Below are 16,607 nucleotides of genomic sequence, written 5' to 3' on the forward strand. Positions count from 1 at the left end.
CTCAGCCCAGCAATGCGCGCAGCTTCTCCGGACCGATCGCGAGCAGCAGCGTCGGCAGCCGCGGGCCGGTGTCCTTGCCGATGAGCAGGTTGTACAGCAACTTGAAGAACTCCCGCTGGGCGGCGCCGAGGGCGGCCGCGAGTTCAGGCTCCTTCTTGCGGTCGGGGCGAAAGTCGGGGCTCTCGCCCTGCATCACCTTGGGCACGCCGTAGACCTGATGGGTCAGACCGTCGAGCGACCAGTCGTCCTCGATGGCGCCGAGCTCGGTTCCCTTGCCGTCCAGCAGGATTCGCAGAGATTCACGCTGGTCGTCGCTGAGCGCGGCCTTCGCTGCGGCGTCGGGTTCCGCCCGGACGACAGTCTTGTCCTCGTCCGCCATGCGTGTGGCGACCCAGGTCTGCACGCAGGTCAACCTCGGGCGCAGTGACTCGAGGGAAGCAGGCGGGTTCTCGGGGTCGAGTTGACCGACGATCCGCAGCGTTTGTGCTTCATCCCCCGTGGTGATGTCGACGATGGACGCGAGCGTGCGGTACGCAACCGGGTACGGCGTGGAGGGCAGTTCGCCGGCGGCAGTGCTGGAAGCGCGGGTGTACGACGCGACATCGCCGGCCTGGCCCTTGCCCTCGGAAACCTTGCGCTGCAACGCATCCCACTCGTCATACATGCGCTGGATCTCGGCGTCGAAGGCGACGTCGAACGCCTGGTTCGGCTTGCGGCGCGCGTAGAGCCAGCGCAGCAGAGCCGGCTCCATGATCTGCAGCGCGTCCTCGGCGACGGGCACGCCACCCTTCGAGGAACTCATCTTCGCCATGCCCTTGATGCCCACGAACGCATACATCGGCCCGATCGGACGCTGCCACCCGAAGATCGGCGCAAGCTCGAGTCCGACCGCGTACGACGAACCGGGCGACTGGTGGTCGACACCGGACGGCTCGAACACGACCTTCTCGTAGGCCCACCGCATCGGCCAGTCAACCTTCCAGACCAGCTTGCCGCGGTGGAAGGTGTGCAGGTCGACCGTTTCGGTGTGGCCACATGCCTCGCACTCGTAGTGCAGTTCCGCTGTGGTCTGGTCGTATCCGCTGACCCTGGTGAAGTCCTTGTCGCACACGGTGCAGTACGGCTTGTACGGGTAGTACTCGGATCCCGAACCGCCATCGTCCTCGAACGCTGCCCCTGAACCCTCTGCGGCTTCGGCCGCCGCAGCGGCCTGCTCGGCGTCCAACTTCTTGTCGACCTGTGCGGTGGAGTTGGCAGCAAGCGTGCGGTACTGGTCGAGCACCTTGTCGATCTCGCTGCGCTGACTCATCGCGAACAGGATCTGATCGGTGTACGCACCGGAGGTGTACTGCTCGGTCTGGCTGATCGACCGGTAGGTGATACCGAGTTCGGCCAGGGAGCGCTCACACTGCTCTCGGAAGTGAGCGGCCCAGGAGTCGGCTCTCGATCCGGGCGGCGCCGGCACTGACGTGATCGCCTTGCCGATGTGTTCGGCCCACGAATCATCCACTCCCGCAATGCCCTTGGGCACCTTGCGGAACCGGTCGTAGTCGTCCCAGCTGATGATGTGTTCGCACTCGATGCCGCGTCGGCGAATCTCGTCGGCCACCAGGTGCGGGGTCATCACCTCGCGCAGGTTGCCGAGGTGGATCGGGCCGGACGGTGAGATGCCGGACGCGCACACGACCTTGATGCCGCGCTTGTCCGCGTCGGCGATCACTTCGTCGGCCAGTCGGGAAACCCAGTCGTCAAGCTGCACGTCAGTCACGGTCGACCATTCTACGGGCGATCGAACGGCCGTCCCGACCGACCGAAACCAACCGACCCACGTCCCGGATCCAGCGGCGGTGGTACCCCGTCGGGCCGACAACCGCGGCGGACGCAGTCGGACTCAGCTGATCCCGATCGCCCAACTCAGGAAGAACAGCCCCAGCAGAAGGGTGGGGACCGCGAAGACCGCCAGACAGCTCGACTGAGCGCGGCGCCCCTCGGTCGGTCCGTCACCGCGGCGTAGCCAGGCGGCGAGCAAGGCCCACGCCGCCGACCCGATCATCACCAGGCTGATCGTCCACATGGTCGCCACGAACCAGGACGGGGTGTCGCGGACCGCCTCGGCGGCCACGAGCACGCTCGAGGGCACGTCAGTCGTGGAGCAGGTCGTGCCGGACGATGACCTCGTCACGGCCCGGTCCGACGCCGATCACGGAGATGCGAGCGCCAATCTGCTGCTCGACGAACTCCACGTACGCGCGGCAGTTCTCAGGAAGTTCCTCCCACGTGCGGCAGTGCGAGATGTCCTCGAACCAACCTGGGAGCTCTTCGTACACCGGCGTCGCGTGGTGGAAGTCGGACTGGCTCATCGGCATCTCGTCGAAGCGCTCACCGTCGACCTCGTACGCGACGCACACCGGCACCGTCTCCAGACCCGTCAGCACGTCAAGCTTGGTCAGGACGAAGTCGGTCACGCCGTTGACGCGATTCGCGTAGCGTCCGATCACCGTGTCGACCCAACCGCACCGACGCGGACGTCCGGTGGTGGTGCCGAACTCGGCGCCCTGCTTGCGTAGGAACTCGCCCTTGTCGTCCAGCAACTCGGTCGGGAAAGGACCCTCGCCGACGCGGGTCGTGTAGGCCTTGATGATCGCGATGACGCGGTCGATGCGGGTCGGCGGGATGCCCGCGCCGGTGCAGGCGCCGGCCGAGATCGCGTTGGACGAGGTGACGTACGGGTAAGTGCCGTGGTCGACGTCCAGCAGGGTCGCCTGACCCGCTTCGCACAACACCGTGTCGCCGCGGTCGAGCGCCTTGGACAGTTCGAAGGAGGAGTCGACGACCATCGGACGCAGCCGCTCGACGTACTGCAGGAGGTCCTCCACCACTTCGTCGACCTCGACGGCGCGGCGGTTGTACATCTTCACCAGCAACTCGTTCTTCACATCGAGCGCGGCACCGACCTTCTGGCGCAGGATCGAGGGATCGAAGAGGTCCTGGACGCGGATGCCGATGCGGTTCATCTTGTCGGCGTAGGTCGGACCGATGCCGCGACCCGTGGTGCCGATCTTGCGCGAGCCCAGGAAGCGCTCGGTCACCTTGTCGAGCACCCTGTTGTAACTCGGGATGACGTGCGCGTTGCCGCTGATCTGCAAGCGGCTGGTGTCGATGCCGCGCGCGTTGAGGCCGTCGATCTCCTCGAACAGGACACCCAGGTCGACGACGACGCCGTTGGCGATGACCGGGGTGACACCCTCGGTGAGGATGCCGCTGGGCAGCAGGTGCAGCGCGTACTTCTCGCGGCTGCCGTCCGGCTGCTCGATCACCACGGTGTGACCGGCGTTGTTACCGCCGTTGAACTTCACCACGTAGTCGATGCGGCTGCCCAATAGGTCGGTGGCTTTGCCCTTGCCTTCGTCGCCCCACTGGGCACCGACGAGCACGATCGCTGGCATGACTGCTCAGACCCCTCCGTCACGGAACGAGGCCGGCCAGTCGGCCGGCTCGCAAAGGCCAACGATACCGGCCACCGATCTGCTGTGCTCAGGCGACGACGACCGCGAACGGGACGGTGAAGCCCTCGTCGAAGACGGGCTTGCCGGACGCGTCCCGGATCTCGAACTCCGCGCTGCACCCACCGGCGCGATCGGGCGCCTCGAAAGCGATGCTCGCGGAGAACGTCTCGCCCGGGTCGAGGTCCGCGATGCGTCCGGTGCGGTCGGCGTCGGTGAGACATGTGCCGGTCGACTTCACCATGTGCACCGTCCATCCCGAGATCTTCGTCGTGCCGGTGTTCTTCAGCGTGAATCCCTGCTTCGTCGTCTCGCCGGCGGCAACCTTCCCGCACAGCGAGAGACGTCCGGACCGGTACTCCATCGCTGCACCGTCGATGCGGGAGGACTTCCAAGAGCGGACGCTGGATTCGTTGGGGCGCGGGCAGGGCACCGAACCGACGGACGACGGCGAAGATGTCGAAGAGGGCCTGCTCACGGTGGGCGATGTCGCGATCGCGGTGTTGGACGAGGACTGCTGGGTCCAGGACGCAGCCGCGTAACCCCCGACGATGAGGACGATGGCAGCGAGCAGAGTGCCGAGCTTCTCCCAGCGGCGCGCGACGTGTCGCGTGCGGACCGATACCGGCATCGTCCTGGTCGGTCCCGTGGTGGGGACTTCGGTCCGCAGCTGCTTCACTCGTTCGTTGCCTTCCTGTCCGGGAGGACTCCACGACGGGCCGGCAAGCTGCGAACGGTCCGGTCCACGGGTCGGTGAGGCGGTGCCGGTCGCAGTGCCGGTCACGGCCGGTCGGGATGCCGGCTGAGCTGGTTGCCCGGTGGACGGGCGACTGACCAATCGGTTCGCGCGACGCCACTGCTCGTGCCACGGGTGCGGATCGACCCCACACGCGATGAGGAACTGTTCGGTCGCTTCCCAGGTGGGCAGTCGCTTGCCTCGGGTCGCCTCGTGCAACGTGGCGTGCGAGATGCACCCGGAGGTCTGGGCCATCTGCCGGAAGGATGGCTGTCCGGCTGCTTGCCGGACGTCCGACAGGGCCTGGGCGAAACCGAGGATCACCTGACGACGATCGGTGCCGTTGTTCCCTGCACCGTTCGTACCCGGTTGCGGCGACGCGTTCGTCATCTTCCTGTTCCTTCGTGTGTCCGACTGCGTGTCAACGGGTGTACGACGTCAGCTCCGTGTCAATGGCTCCCCGCGATGTGGTGCCTGACGCCGGGGTCGGGCGGTCGCAGGGGTGTCGGTGTTCGACCAGAGAAAAGGACAGTGATCGACACGAAGAACGAATCCCTGTGTGAACCGCGACTCGCCCCGGAAGCCGTCGGCTCCCGGGGCGAGTTGCGTTCAGCGAGGGTTCAGGCCCGCATGCCGATCTTCAGGGCTACCTCTGCCGCGAGGACGGCTGCCGCTCCGATCGCGCCTGCCAAGAGGTATCGCCGAGCATCCGGCGCATGACTGTCCGGGCTGACCGGCGGGCTGCCGATGTCCCGAACCGGTTCATCCGATTCGCGGCCTGCTCCGATCCACTGCAACCGCTGTGCCCGCTGCCATTCTTGCCGCCAAGCGGCCGGATCAGCCCCGCAGGTGAGCAGAAACTGTTCGGTGGTCTCCCAGGTCGGCAGCCTGCGTCCTGCTGCGGCTTCGTGCAATGTCGTGTGCGAGATACAGCCCGACCGGCTCGCCATCTCCCGGTAGGACGGTTGTCCGGCGCTCTGACGTACATCCAGGAGCTGCTGCGCGAACGCCTCGATCACGTCACGGCGCGGAGAGGGTGAAATCGGCATCGTTTCAGGCCTTTCTTACGGTCATCGGCACTGTCAGGCAGGTGTTTGACACGGCGTCTGACGTCCATCGACTGTTCACCGCTCCCCCTGACACGGCACCTCCTGACACCCGGCTGCATCGACTCCATGTCCGCAGCTCGGGAACAGCCCGGCCGGACGCCGGGGCACGGTTCAGCCCCGACCGCACAGGGAGGAAACACCCATGCAGGTTTCCAAGCGCAAGAAGATCGTCTACGCCGTTGTCGGCACGTCGCTCATGGCGGGCACCGCAGTCGGTGGACACGCAGCCGTCAGCCATGCCGAGGGGTCCAAGATCCGTACCGGCACCGTGATGACGAAGTCCGATCCGCTGTCGGTGCGGTCCGGACCGTCCACCGACGAGGCACGCGTCGGCTCGCTCAAGAAGGGAGCGAAGGTCAAGATCACCTGCCGGACAAAGGGACAGTGGGTCAAGGGCACCCGGTCGACCACGAACTGGTGGGACAAGATCGGCCCCGGTAAGTACGTGTCGCACGCCTACATCAAGACCAACCGGTGGATCCCGGTCTGCAAGGGGTCCGGCAGCACCAACGGCTCCTTGCCGAAGACGCCGCGCAACAACCCGCACCCGAGCGCGATGTCGAAGGCACCGAACCTCACCGAGCGGGCCGCGCACGTCCGCAAGGAGATGGCCAAGGCGTTCCCGGGCATCCAGTGCGACGTGAGTGCCTACCGTCCAGGCCAGAAGTCGGACCACAACTCCGGCAATGCGATCGACTGCTTCCCGGGCAGGTTCGGGGTTTTCCCCAAGGGGGCGACCAAGAAGGAAGGTGACCAGGCCGCCGCGTGGCTGCGCAAGTACGCAGGCAAGCTCGATGTCCAGTACGTCATCTGGCAGAACAAGATCTGGAACAAGAAGCCGGGTCTGAACGAGAAGGGCTGGCGCGAGCACCGCCACGCCGGGCAGGTCACCCTCGGTCACTACGACCACCTGCACATCTCGGTGACCGCACCGGTGCAGTACTGACCGGTGTACGGATGCGTCGCTGACATCGTCACCGACGCATCGAGCGAGGCGTCCCGGCTCTTCCCTGCGGCCGGGGCGTCTCGCTGCCGTCGTGTTCAGCGGTTGCGGTCGGCGCGCTCGGCGACCTCGAGGGCGAGCTGGAACCGCGTCTCGACCCCGTGCGCGTCCATCAAGGCGGCGATCCGACGACGCACCGTGCGCAGCGAGACGCCCAGAACGCGCGCGATGGCCTCGTCCTTCAGACCCTGACGCATCAGGTCGAGCAGTCCGTCGCCGTCGACGTCATCGGGCGCCGGCGCGGCGCCCGCCCAGAGCCGGTCGAACAGTTCGACGAACGCGGCCACGACCATCGGGTCGCGCAGAATGACCCAGTCGCCGTCCGACCTGCCCCACTGCGTCGTCGCCAGCGCGGCGTCGGTGCCGAAACACACGAACTCCGAGGGCACTGACGGCACGACCCGCTGCAACTCACCTACGTCGGCCCACCGCTGCATCCACCCGGCACTGCCGTCGACGGCCGAAGCGACGTAGAGGGTTCGCACTTCACGGCCCGCTTCAACCTGGCCGACCGTGGTCGGGTATTCGGTCGGGTCCCGGTCGGGCGGGTGAGCACGGGTCCGCCGGATCGGCCCGACACTCGACGCGGCGAGTTGCTCGTGCATCGAGGTGAGCAGGGCCCCGTCGACCCGCTCTCGGGTGGGCGGGGTGGAGGACGAACGTTCCTGTCCCACGCGGTAATCGGTCGCGAACTGATCGATCGAGTCGCGCAGCCGAGCGAGTTGCTGGCGACGGGTGGCCAGCTTCGCCTCCTCGACCGAAACGACCCGTTCGAGCGCCGCCCTGGGGTGATCCGCGCTGAGCGTCCCGTCCTGGGAGATCCGGACGAGGCGGTGGACGCGCAACTGCTGCACCTCGCGTTCGCCGTCGTGATCGGAGCAACCGAGTTCACGCACGTGGGCCGACAAGGGCCGGCCCGGTGTGCGCAGCACCTGCCGGTAGAGGGCCTCACCGATCGCGTCCACACCCAGAACCGCGAGTCGTCCTTCCACGGACGCCAATCTAACGACGCCGCGCCGGTGTTGGACAATGGCGCAGCCCACGTTCACGAGAGGTCCCGAATGAGTCTGCTGATCCTCGTCCGCCACGGACAGGCATCCATCACCGGCGACGACTACGACCTGTTGTCGCCGCTCGGCGAACATCAGGCGGGGGTCGTCGGGCGTGCCCTGGGCGAGCGCATGGCGGAGCCCGCGGTCATCGTGCGTGGGTCACTGCGTCGCCACGGCCAGACGGCCTCAGGCATCACCGCCGGAAGTGGTTGGTCCTGCCCCGTCGAGACCGATGACCGATGGGACGAGTTCGATCACGACGGCCTGCTGGCCGCTGCCCACCCGGAGTACGCGACCCGGCCCGCGCTGTTGGAAGCCCTTGCTGCGCAAGAGAATCCGGCGCGGGCGTTCCAGGACCTCTTCCTCGCGTCGGTCGACCGCTGGACCGGGGGTGAACACGACGGCGACTATCGCGAGTCCTTCCCCACGTTCGTCCGGCGGGTCCGTGAGGCGGCCACCGAACTGGCCGAGCGACCGGGCACGGCGGTCGTGTCGAGTTCCGGTGGACCCATCGCCGTGCTTGCCGCACTGTCGACTCTTGGTGCGAATGATGCCGGCCCCGAGGTGGCGAAGGCCTGGGGGCGACTGAACGAAGTGGCCGTCAACGGCGCGGTCAGCAAGTTCCTGCGCGGGCGCCGTCCGACGCCGACCCTGCTCAGCTACAACGACCACAGCCACTTCGAGCACGACCGCGACCTCATCAGCTACCGGTAGGAGCGACATGCCTGACGTTCGAGACACGGCCGACTCCCCCGAGGTCGCCAGGCAGCGCTGCCTCGACTTCGCCTCGATGCACTCCGAGGTACCGGTGTACGCAGCGATCGTCGCGGGCATGGCGGACGACCCGGACGCGATCGACCTTCTGTGCCGGGCTGCTCCGGGACAGGCCCGTCCCGTGCTCCTGCTTGCTGCGCTGCATGACTTGGCGATGCGCCGTCCGGATTCACCTGCGGCACACTGGTTCTTCCCCAGGGCACGCCCGGCTCTGGACCCGTGGCCGGATGTCCGACGAGCGATCACCGAGTTCCACGACGAGTTGTCGCAGGTGGTCGCGACCCGGACGACGCAGACGAACGAGGTCAACCGCTCGACTTACGTGCGAGCGATGGTGGCCCGTGCATGTGCCGACCTGCCCGACACCCCGATCACGTTGCTGGAGCTGGGTGCCAGCGCCGGCTTCCTGCTGAACATCGAGCACTATCGAGTGGCAGTCGGCGACGTGGCGTTCGGCCCGCTACATGCCCGAGTCCGTTGTGAGGCCGAAAACCTGGGATCCGCCGTCGAACTCCGTATCCCACCGATCGCACGGCGGATCGGTCTGGACGCCGATCCGATCGGCCCCGACGACATCGACGACCTGCGCTGGTTGCGTGCCTGTATCTGGCCGGAGATGCCTGGTCGGGTGGAACGCTTCGACGCGGCGGTCGAGGGACTGCGCGACCATCCACCGACGCTCGTTCGCGGTGACATGGTCGACGCGCTCCCCGGCGTCATCGAGCGCGGGGACGACCACCTGGTGGTCTTCTCCTCCTGGGCCGTCACTTACCTGCCGCGCGAACGACGTCCGCTGATCGCGCGCACCCTTGATGCTGTGGCATCCGATCGCCCGGTCAGCTGGGTCACCGCCGAGCCGCCGGGTTGCATCCCAGGCCTGCCCGACGTCCACGACGACCACGCGGACGCCGACCGTCTGACGGGAACCCACGTCGGCCTGCGGCGTTGGCGCGACGGCGCTGAGATCGCACCCGAACTACTGGGAACCGTTCATCCGCACGGGAATTCGATCAACTTCCGGTAGTCCTCACTCGTCCGGGATGAGGTCGACGACCTCGCGTCGCACGACCTTGCCGAGAAGGTTGGTGGGCAATTCCTCCACCTCGACGAAGCGACGCGGCACTTTGTACGCGGTGAGGTGCTGCTTGGCCCATGCGCGCAACTCCTCGTTCGACGGGAGTTCTCCGTCGGCCACAACGGCCGCAACGACCTGTTCCCCGCTGCGCGAGGAGGGCATGCCGACCACGGCCACGTCGCGGATCGATTCGTGTTTGCACAGGACCGCCTCGACCTCGATCGGCGACACGTTGAACCCGCCGGTGACGATGAGCTCCTTCAACCGGCCTGAGATCACGAGGTACTCGCCGTCGTGACGGGCAAGGTCACCGGTGCGGAACCAACCGTCGACGAATGCTTTCTCGGTCTCTTCCGGCTGGTCGAGGTAGCCATCGAAGACCTGCGGGCCGCGCACCAGAAGTTCGCCCTCCTCACCCTCCGGCACGTCGCGGGACGGCTCGTCGGGGTCGACGATGCGGGTGTCGGTGTCGGGGAACGGCAGGCCGATCGTGCCCGCCCGGCGGGTCGAGTCGAACGGGTTGCCGACGACGACGGGCGAGGTCTCGGTCAGCCCGTAACCCTCGATGAGCCGTCCGCCGGTGGCCGATTCCCATCGCTGGACGAACTCGGCGGGCATCGACATCGCACCCGACAACACCCACTCCAGACCGCGCAGCGAGACGTCCTTCTTCACTGCTTCGTCCAGAATCGCCTCCAACAGCGGTAGCACCCCGACGAAGAAGTTGGTGTCACTGCGCTTGATCGCGTCCAGCATCAACTTCGGCTCGGGCGATGGCACCATGCTGATCTGCGCACCGAGGACGAGCGCCAACAGGACACCGACCGTCAGCCCGAACGCGTGGAACATCGGCAGCACCGCAAGGAACCGCTCTTCGCCGAACCGCAGTCCGGTCCAGGCGACACCCTGGTGGCAGTTGGCCAGCAAGTTCGCGTGCGTGAGCGGCACACCCTTCGGGCGACCCGTCGTGCCCGAGGTGTACATGATCACCGCGATGTCGTCCGGGCGCGGACCGGGTTGCCCGAGCGGCAGCAGGCCGTGTTCGCCCAGGCTCGCGAACGGTCGCGCGCCGTCCGGCAACGACCCCGCGGTCAGCTTCTTGCGCGACTCCTTGGCCTTCGCGATCGGCAGACGCAATGCCAGCCGCAGCTTCGCCGGCAACGACTTGGTGAGGTCGACCCCGATCACGTGCTCCACCGGGGTGCGTTCACGCAGCGACAACACCGCGGGGACGACGTTGTCCCAGGCCACGACCACCTTCGCGCCGTGGTCGAGGAACATCGGCTCCAATTCACCGGCGGAGTACAGCGGGTTGTGCTGCACGACATGGGCGCCCAGACGGAGCGCCGCGAGCGTCACGACCAGGTTCTCCGGGCAGGTCGGCAACAACACCGCGACGCGCGAACCGTGCTCCACACCGAGGGTGACCAGGCCCATCGCGACGCGACGCACCTCGTCCGCGATCTGCTCATACGTGCGGGTGCGACCGAGGAAGTCGGTGCAGACGGCGCTGCCGCGACGCTGCGCGGAGTCCTCGAACATCTGCGGGATCGTGAGTTCGGGGTAGTCCAGTTCCCTTGGCACCGAGCGCCGTCCGGCAGGTTCGGTCATCGGGTCCGTCTCAGGCACCGTGGTCTCCTCGTCTTCCGCCTTCCGTCATCGGAAAGGCCGCTCCTCACGCTACGAGACGAGCACACGTCCGGACGAGAAAAGACGAACCTGTCTCACGCGGCGTCAGCCCTCGTGAGACAGGTTCGTCAGGGGTTTCTTCAGAGACCGAGTTCGCGGGCTCCGGTGGCGGACGAGTCGCGCAGGAAGTCGGCGCACCGACGGTGCTCCTCCTCCTCGCCGATCTCGCCGGCCGCCTTCGCGAGTACGGCGAGCGCCCGCAGGAAACCACGGTTCGGCTCGTGCTCCCACGGCACCGGACCCTGCCCGCGCCAGCCGGACTTGCGCAGCGAGTCCAAGCCCCGGTGGTAGCCGGTGCGCGCGTAGGCGTATGCCTCGATCACCTCGCCGTCGTCCAATGCGTCCTCGGCCAACGTCGCCCAGACCAGCGACGAGGCCGGGTAACCGCGGGCGACATCGCGCGCGTCGACGCCGTCGTCGAGCTTCTGGGCGGCCGGGTCGACAGGGAGCTTGGTCTCGGGGATCCCGAGCAGGTTCTCGCCGCTCACTTGTGGGTTCCGGCCGAGCCGAGGTTCTCGCAGGCTTCGACGATGCGCTCGGCCATGCCGGCCTCGGCCGCCTTGCCCCAGGCACGCGGGTCGTACTGCTTCTTGTTGCCGACCTCGCCGTCGATCTTCAGCACGCCATCGTAGTTGCCGAGCATCCAACCGGCCACCGGACGGGTGAACGCGTACTGGGTGTCGGTGTCGACATTCATCTTCACGACCCCGTAGGAGACCGCTTCCTTGATCTCTTCGGCGGTCGAGCCCGAGCCGCCGTGGAAGACCAGGTGGAACGGCTTGTCCGTCGGGGTGTCGAACTCGGCCTTGACCGCGTCCTGGGCCTTCTTCAGCACCTCGGGGCGCAGTTTCACGTTGCCCGGCTTGTAGACGCCGTGGACGTTGCCGAAGGTGAGCGCGGTCATGTAGTAACCGTTCTCGCCGACGCCGAGCGCCTTCGCAGTGGCGATGGCGTCCTCGGGCGTGGAGTACAGCTTGTCGTTGATCTCGTGGGCGACGCCGTCCTCCTCGCCGCCGACGACACCGACCTCGATCTCCAGGACGATGTTCGCGGCCTCGCACAGGTCGAGCAGTTCGCGCGCGATCGAGAGGTTCTCGTCCAGCGGCACGGCCGAGCCGTCCCACATGTGTGACTGGAAGTAGGGCAGACCGCCGTTCTTGACCCGCTCCGTGGACGCCGCGATCAGCGGGCGGACGAAGCCGTCCAGCTTGTCCTTCGGGCAGTGGTCGGTGTGCAGCGCGATGTTGACGTCGTAGTTCTTCGCGACTTCCTGCGCGAAGGTCGCGAACGCGAGCGAACCGGCGACCATGTCCTTGACCGTCGGACCGGACAGGTACTCGGCGCCACCGGTGGAGACCTGGATGATGCCGTCGCTACCGGCGTCGGCGAATCCGCGCAGTGCCGCGTTCAGTGTCTGGCTGCTGCTGACGTTGATCGCCGGGTACGCGAAACCCTCCCGCTTGGCGCGGTCGAGCATGTCGGCGTACACCTCGGGTGTTGCGATGGGCATTGGGTCTCTCCCTCGTGTTCGTGGGCGAGCGTGGCCTCCTCGCCCTGCTGCCACGAGTCTGGCACGCTGGTGCGCAGCCGTGCCGAGCGGTCCGAAGAGACCCGGCGGCCGCACCCCCTCACTGACGACTCCCGAACGGAGCCCGATGTCCCGCCGCCTGGTTGCGAGTTCGCTCGCAGCCGCCCTGCTCGCCCTCGTGCCGAACGCACTGCCCCGATCGGCCGACGCCGCGACCACACCCGGTCTGCGCTGGGCGAAGTGTGCCGACGTGCGCACCCACCAGTGCGCGCGGTTGTCGGTGCCGCTCGACCGCAACAACCCGGCGGCAGGATCGACCACGATCGCGGTGGAGCGTCGGCGCGCCTCGGTGCCATCGGCTCGGGTCGGGGCAATCTTCGTCAACCCCGGCGGCCCCGGCGAGGCGGCCACCGCGAAGGTCGACGATTTCGCCCGCATGCTCGGCCGGAAGGTCACAGATCGGTTCGACATCGTCGCGGTCGACCCGCGCGGGGTCGGCCGGTCGAGCCAGGTCTCCTGCACGACCCGTCCGGGCACCACCACACCGCCGAGTCTCGAACCCGGTTTTCCGGTCACGGTCGCGGAGGCTCGCGCACAGATCAGCCACGACGACGCCGTACGGGCTGCTTGCCGGCGCACCGGCGGCCCCCTGCTGCAACACATGACCACGGCCGACGACGCCCGCGACCTGGATCAGGTTCGGGCCCTCCTGGGCGACCGGCAACTGACCTTCGTCGGGTTCTCCTACGGCACCGTGCTCGGGCAGACGTACGCGGCGATGTACCCGTCGCGGGTGCGGGCGATGGTGCTCGACGGCGTGCTCGACCCCGTGCAGTGGACGGCGGGATCGCGCTCGCGGTACGTGCCGGTCGGTGCCCGGCTGCACACCGGCGACGGCGCCTGGGCTGCCGTGCAACAGGCGTACGCACAGTGCCAGCGGGCCGGAAAAGCGACGTGCGCCAGTGCAGCCCGGGGCATCGCGGAGTGGAACACGGTGTGGAGCCTGCTGGTGAAGTCGCCGCGCACCGTGTGGGGCAGCCGGTTCACCTGGGCGGATCTGGTGACCAGCACGCTCTACTCGCTGTACGACCCCGGCACCGTGCCCGGCGCACTCGACGACGTGCACAACCTCTACCTCGCCCTCACCGGCAAGCAGGTCTCTCCCGCTGCGGCAGCGGCCACGGTCGACCGCCAGGCGTCGCCAGCGCGACAGGGCTTCGGGCTGCCCGGCGAGGTGCTCGACGTCACCCGGCAGGCGGTGATGTGCTCCGACTCGCTCGACCCGTACGACCGGTGGGCCACCTGGCGCGCGGCCGCGGCGACGCGCGATCGCACCCGTGGCTTCGACGCCGCCGGCGCCTGGAGCAGCTCGCTGTGCACCAGCTGGCCCGGTGTCGGCAAGGGCGCCTATCGCGGACCGTTCGACCGGCGTCCGGCCACGCCGATCCTGTTCATGAACGCGCTCTACGACCCGGCGACCTCGATCGTCGGCGCCCGCTCGGCCCACGCGATGTCGCCCGGTTCGCGGCTGGTCACCGGCAACAAGGTCGGCCATCTGTTGCTCAACGACAGCGCATGCGCCACCCGGATCCGCACGAACTACCTGTTGACGAAGGCCTTGCCTGCCCAGGATGTCGCGTGCACCGACGTCCGGCCGCTCTACTGACCTTCTGGGTCAGCAACGAACGCGAGTCGCTGTTCAAGGTCTGACCGCTCGACATCGTTGGCACACAACGAGATCGCTTCGCGATAGGCGTCCCGGGCTTGCGTCGTTCGCCCTGCCCGGGTGAGGAACTCCGCCCGCACCGCGTGCAGTCGGTGGTTGATCGGCAGTTCGGCCAGCAGACCGTCGGCCAACGCCATCGCGGCGTCGAGGTCGCCCGCTTCGGCCACGGCGACGGCCCGGTTAAGTTGCACGACCGGCGACCCGGTGAGGTCTTCGAGTTGCCGGTAGAGGTCGGCGATCGTCATCCAGTCGGTGTCTTGTGCACTGGCGGCCCGGGCATGCTCAGCCGCGATCAACGCCTGCAGCAGGTAGGACGCCGCGACCGGGCCGTCGATCTCGATCGCGGGTGACGTCTCCCGTCCGGTGAGCACGCCGAGCAGGTCGAGCCCCTCGGCGATCTCGTGCTGGTGCCAGGTCGAACGCTGCTGGTCGGGCAGACGCACCAACTCACCGGCACCGCCCACGCGTGCGTCGCGCCGGGAGTGCTGCAGGAGCATGAGTGCGAGAAGGGCTGTGAGCGACTGGCTGGCCCGGGCAACCGGGCTGCTCGAACGCATCAACCGCACCAATCGGATTGCCTCACCGGCCAGTTCGACCCGCACGAGGTCGGGGCCGCTGCCGGGTGCGTAGCCGGCGGTGAACGCCAGATAGGCGACTTGGGCCACGGTGTCGAGACGTCCGGGCAGCACCCGGGCGTCAGGCAGGGCGAGCGGGATGCCCGCAGCGACGACCTTCTTGCGCGCGCGAGTCAGCCGCGCCGCCATCGTCGGCTCACTCACCAGGAAGAGTTTGGCGATGTCGCCGGTCGGCACGCCGAGCACGAGCCGGAGGGTCAGTGCGGCGCCCGCCTCGGGCGCGAGTGCCGGGTGCGCCGCGAGCAGCACGAGGCGCAACAGGTCGTCGCCACACTCGTTGTCCTGCATGCGATTCCGCTCGTCGATCGTCAGCAACGGCTGTTTGCGAGCCGCCATCGCCTCGGCTCTGATCCGGTCGGTGATGCGCCGCTTCGCGGTCGTCATCAGCCAGCCGGCCGGGTTGGTCGGAGTGCCGTCTCCCGGCCAGACGCGCGCCGCCTGTTCGAACGCCTCGGCCAGCGCGTCCTCGGCGAGGTCGAGGCGGCGCGAGTGTGCGACGAGCAGGGCCAGCAGTCGGCCCCACTCGTCGCGGTGGATCAATTCGAGCGACATCTACGCCGAGACGTCGATGTCGACGACAGGCCTGATCTCCAGGCTGTAGCAGTCCGGCAGCAGTTCGCACCACGCCACCGCTTGGTCGAGATCGGTCGCCTCCACCAGGTAGTAGCCGCCGATCGTCTCGGTCGTCTCGGCGAACGGGCCGTCGGTCAGGGTCGGCCGACCGTCCTTGTGCCGCAAGGTGGTTGCCGTGCTCACGCCGTCCAGTGCCTCGCCGGAGAGGATGTGCTCACCCACCTCGCGATGGAATTGCACATGATCTTGGTGCCACGCCTGCTGCTGCTCGGTCGATGCGGCGTTCCAGGTGTCGGGGCTGTAGGCGATGAGCACGAAGTACTTCTTCATGACGCCCGCTCCTCGGGTTGCACGACGCGTCGCAGCTCGATGCCTTCACCGATCGCGGTGAGGATCGTGCAGCAGTCGAGCAGGTCGTCTACGTCGTCGGTCTCGACCGTATAGAAGCCGCCGATCTGTTCGGTGGTCTCGGCGAACGGGCCGTCGGTCACCGTCGTCGTGCCCGGCGGCAGATGCTTCGCCTCGGTGGAGGCGTGCAGTTCAGCGCCGCCGGTGATCTTGTGGCCGCGCTCGACCAGCGACTTGCTGAACAGGCTGTACTGCTCGTAGCCGTGTTTGCGCTCCTCGGCCGTCATCGTCGTCCACCAGCGGTCGGCGTCGCCGACGATCAGCACCATGTACTCGGTCATCTCAGTGCTCCTCGAGGTCGGGGTGCGGGAATACGAGATCCTCGGGCTCCTGCGCCAACTCGCGGAACTCGATGAGGTCTCCGGTGCTGGCCAGTTGCGCACAGATCTTCAGCAGGCCGTCTCGGTCGTTCGACTCGATCAAGTAGAAGCCGACGATCTGCTCCACCGACTCCGTGAACGGCCCGTCGGTGACGGTGGTGCCACCCTTGCCGTCGGGTCGCATCGACACCGCCCGTGCCGACGCCGTCAGTGGGCTCGCCGTGACGACCGTGTGCCCGCCTTCCTCGAGTTCCCGGTTGAAACGGGCGTGCGCCCGCATGCCCTTCTCGTGTTCCTCGATCGGCAGGTTCGCCCACTCGGCCTCGGGTGCCGGCAGCAGAATCAGATACCTGGCCATGTTCGCTCCTTGTTTCGATGTGTTCTGACATCACCATGACGAACGGGGTCGACGAACATCGACAGCCGCGCGAAGAAAACTCGTTCAGTTTCCCGTCGCGCGGATCTCGCTGCCGCGA

17 protein-coding genes are annotated in these 16,607 nt (G+C 67.6%); 4 read left to right on the plus strand and 13 right to left on the minus strand.

All coding sequences use genetic code 11. From position 1 onward, the window contains the following. Position 1 precedes the first annotated feature (1 nt). From lysS to ACYU8W_RS02565, 5 genes are all read right to left on the minus strand, one after another. On the minus strand, positions 2 to 1,768 hold the full coding sequence (gene lysS, locus ACYU8W_RS02545) for a lysine--tRNA ligase (RefSeq protein WP_499466366.1): 1,767 nt from the start codon (positions 1,766 to 1,768) through the stop codon (positions 2 to 4). A gap of 123 nt (positions 1,769 to 1,891) precedes the next feature. Beyond that, positions 1,892 to 2,140, minus strand: coding sequence for a hypothetical protein (locus ACYU8W_RS02550; RefSeq protein ID WP_129624657.1), 249 nt, complete (start codon positions 2,138 to 2,140; stop codon positions 1,892 to 1,894). 1 nt (position 2,141) lies between these two features. Next, entirely contained in the window at positions 2,142 to 3,446 is a 1,305-nt protein-coding gene (locus ACYU8W_RS02555) for an adenylosuccinate synthase (protein WP_499466368.1), read from the minus strand. Positions 3,447 to 3,534: 88 nt separating this feature from the next. Continuing rightward, positions 3,535 to 4,629, minus strand: a complete 1,095-nt coding sequence (locus ACYU8W_RS02560) for a hypothetical protein (RefSeq protein ID WP_499466370.1) — start codon at positions 4,627 to 4,629, stop codon at positions 3,535 to 3,537. Between the two features lie 230 nt (positions 4,630 to 4,859). Further along, the gene (locus ACYU8W_RS02565; protein WP_499466372.1) at positions 4,860 to 5,288 is read right to left on the minus strand and encodes a helix-turn-helix domain-containing protein; all 429 of its coding nucleotides are present in this window, start codon (positions 5,286 to 5,288) and stop codon (positions 4,860 to 4,862) included. Positions 5,289 to 5,490: 202 nt separating this feature from the next. Here ACYU8W_RS02565 and ACYU8W_RS02570 point away from each other — a divergent pair, with 202 nt between their 5' ends. Continuing rightward, the gene (locus ACYU8W_RS02570; RefSeq protein WP_499466374.1) at positions 5,491 to 6,294 is read left to right on the plus strand and encodes a VldE C-terminal domain-containing protein; all 804 of its coding nucleotides are present in this window, start codon (positions 5,491 to 5,493) and stop codon (positions 6,292 to 6,294) included. A gap of 95 nt (positions 6,295 to 6,389) precedes the next feature. On the opposite strand, the gene ACYU8W_RS02575 is transcribed toward ACYU8W_RS02570, so the two are convergent. Beyond that, on the minus strand, positions 6,390 to 7,343 hold the full coding sequence (locus ACYU8W_RS02575; RefSeq protein ID WP_499466376.1) for a helix-turn-helix domain-containing protein: 954 nt from the start codon (positions 7,341 to 7,343) through the stop codon (positions 6,390 to 6,392). 69 nt (positions 7,344 to 7,412) lie between these two features. Here ACYU8W_RS02575 and ACYU8W_RS02580 point away from each other — a divergent pair, with 69 nt between their 5' ends. After that, on the plus strand, positions 7,413 to 8,117 hold the full coding sequence (locus ACYU8W_RS02580) for a histidine phosphatase family protein (protein WP_499466378.1): 705 nt from the start codon (positions 7,413 to 7,415) through the stop codon (positions 8,115 to 8,117). Positions 8,118 to 8,124: 7 nt separating this feature from the next. After that, entirely contained in the window at positions 8,125 to 9,201 is a 1,077-nt protein-coding gene (locus ACYU8W_RS02585; RefSeq protein ID WP_499466380.1) for a DUF2332 family protein, read from the plus strand. 3 nt (positions 9,202 to 9,204) lie between these two features. Here ACYU8W_RS02585 and ACYU8W_RS02590 read toward each other — a convergent pair whose 3' ends face one another. The 3 genes from ACYU8W_RS02590 to fbaA form a co-directional block, all read right to left on the minus strand. Then, positions 9,205 to 10,881, minus strand: coding sequence for an AMP-binding protein (locus ACYU8W_RS02590; RefSeq protein WP_499466382.1), 1,677 nt, complete (start codon positions 10,879 to 10,881; stop codon positions 9,205 to 9,207). Positions 10,882 to 11,021: 140 nt separating this feature from the next. Further along, complete coding sequence (locus ACYU8W_RS02595) at positions 11,022 to 11,429, minus strand: DUF3151 domain-containing protein (RefSeq protein ID WP_115921249.1); 408 nt, start codon at positions 11,427 to 11,429, stop codon at positions 11,022 to 11,024. After that, positions 11,426 to 12,451 (minus strand): class II fructose-bisphosphate aldolase, encoded by a 1,026-nt coding sequence (fbaA, locus tag ACYU8W_RS02600; RefSeq protein ID WP_499466384.1) that lies wholly within the window; start codon positions 12,449 to 12,451, stop codon positions 11,426 to 11,428. The genes ACYU8W_RS02595 and fbaA overlap by 4 nt, the downstream gene beginning before the upstream one ends. Before the next feature lie 145 nt (positions 12,452 to 12,596). Here fbaA and ACYU8W_RS02605 point away from each other — a divergent pair, with 145 nt between their 5' ends. After that, positions 12,597 to 14,135, plus strand: coding sequence for an alpha/beta fold hydrolase (locus tag ACYU8W_RS02605; protein ID WP_499466386.1), 1,539 nt, complete (start codon positions 12,597 to 12,599; stop codon positions 14,133 to 14,135). Here ACYU8W_RS02605 and ACYU8W_RS02610 read toward each other — a convergent pair. From ACYU8W_RS02610 to ACYU8W_RS02625, 4 genes are read right to left on the minus strand one after another with little or no spacing between them, the layout of a single operon-like run. Further along, entirely contained in the window at positions 14,129 to 15,382 is a 1,254-nt protein-coding gene (locus ACYU8W_RS02610; protein ID WP_499466388.1) for an RNA polymerase sigma factor, read from the minus strand. The two genes, ACYU8W_RS02605 and ACYU8W_RS02610, sit on opposite strands and share 7 nt — an antisense overlap. Continuing rightward, positions 15,383 to 15,733, minus strand: coding sequence for a YciI family protein (locus tag ACYU8W_RS02615; RefSeq protein ID WP_499466390.1), 351 nt, complete (start codon positions 15,731 to 15,733; stop codon positions 15,383 to 15,385). Continuing rightward, on the minus strand, positions 15,730 to 16,092 hold the full coding sequence (locus tag ACYU8W_RS02620; protein ID WP_431842974.1) for a YciI family protein: 363 nt from the start codon (positions 16,090 to 16,092) through the stop codon (positions 15,730 to 15,732). The genes ACYU8W_RS02615 and ACYU8W_RS02620 overlap by 4 nt, the downstream gene beginning before the upstream one ends. 1 nt (position 16,093) lies before the next feature. Beyond that, positions 16,094 to 16,489: a YciI family protein gene (locus ACYU8W_RS02625; protein ID WP_499466392.1), complete on the minus strand. Its 396-nt coding sequence runs from the start codon at positions 16,487 to 16,489 to the stop codon at positions 16,094 to 16,096. Positions 16,490 to 16,607 lie beyond the last annotated feature (118 nt).

Source organism: Yimella radicis, from assembly GCF_054778255.1.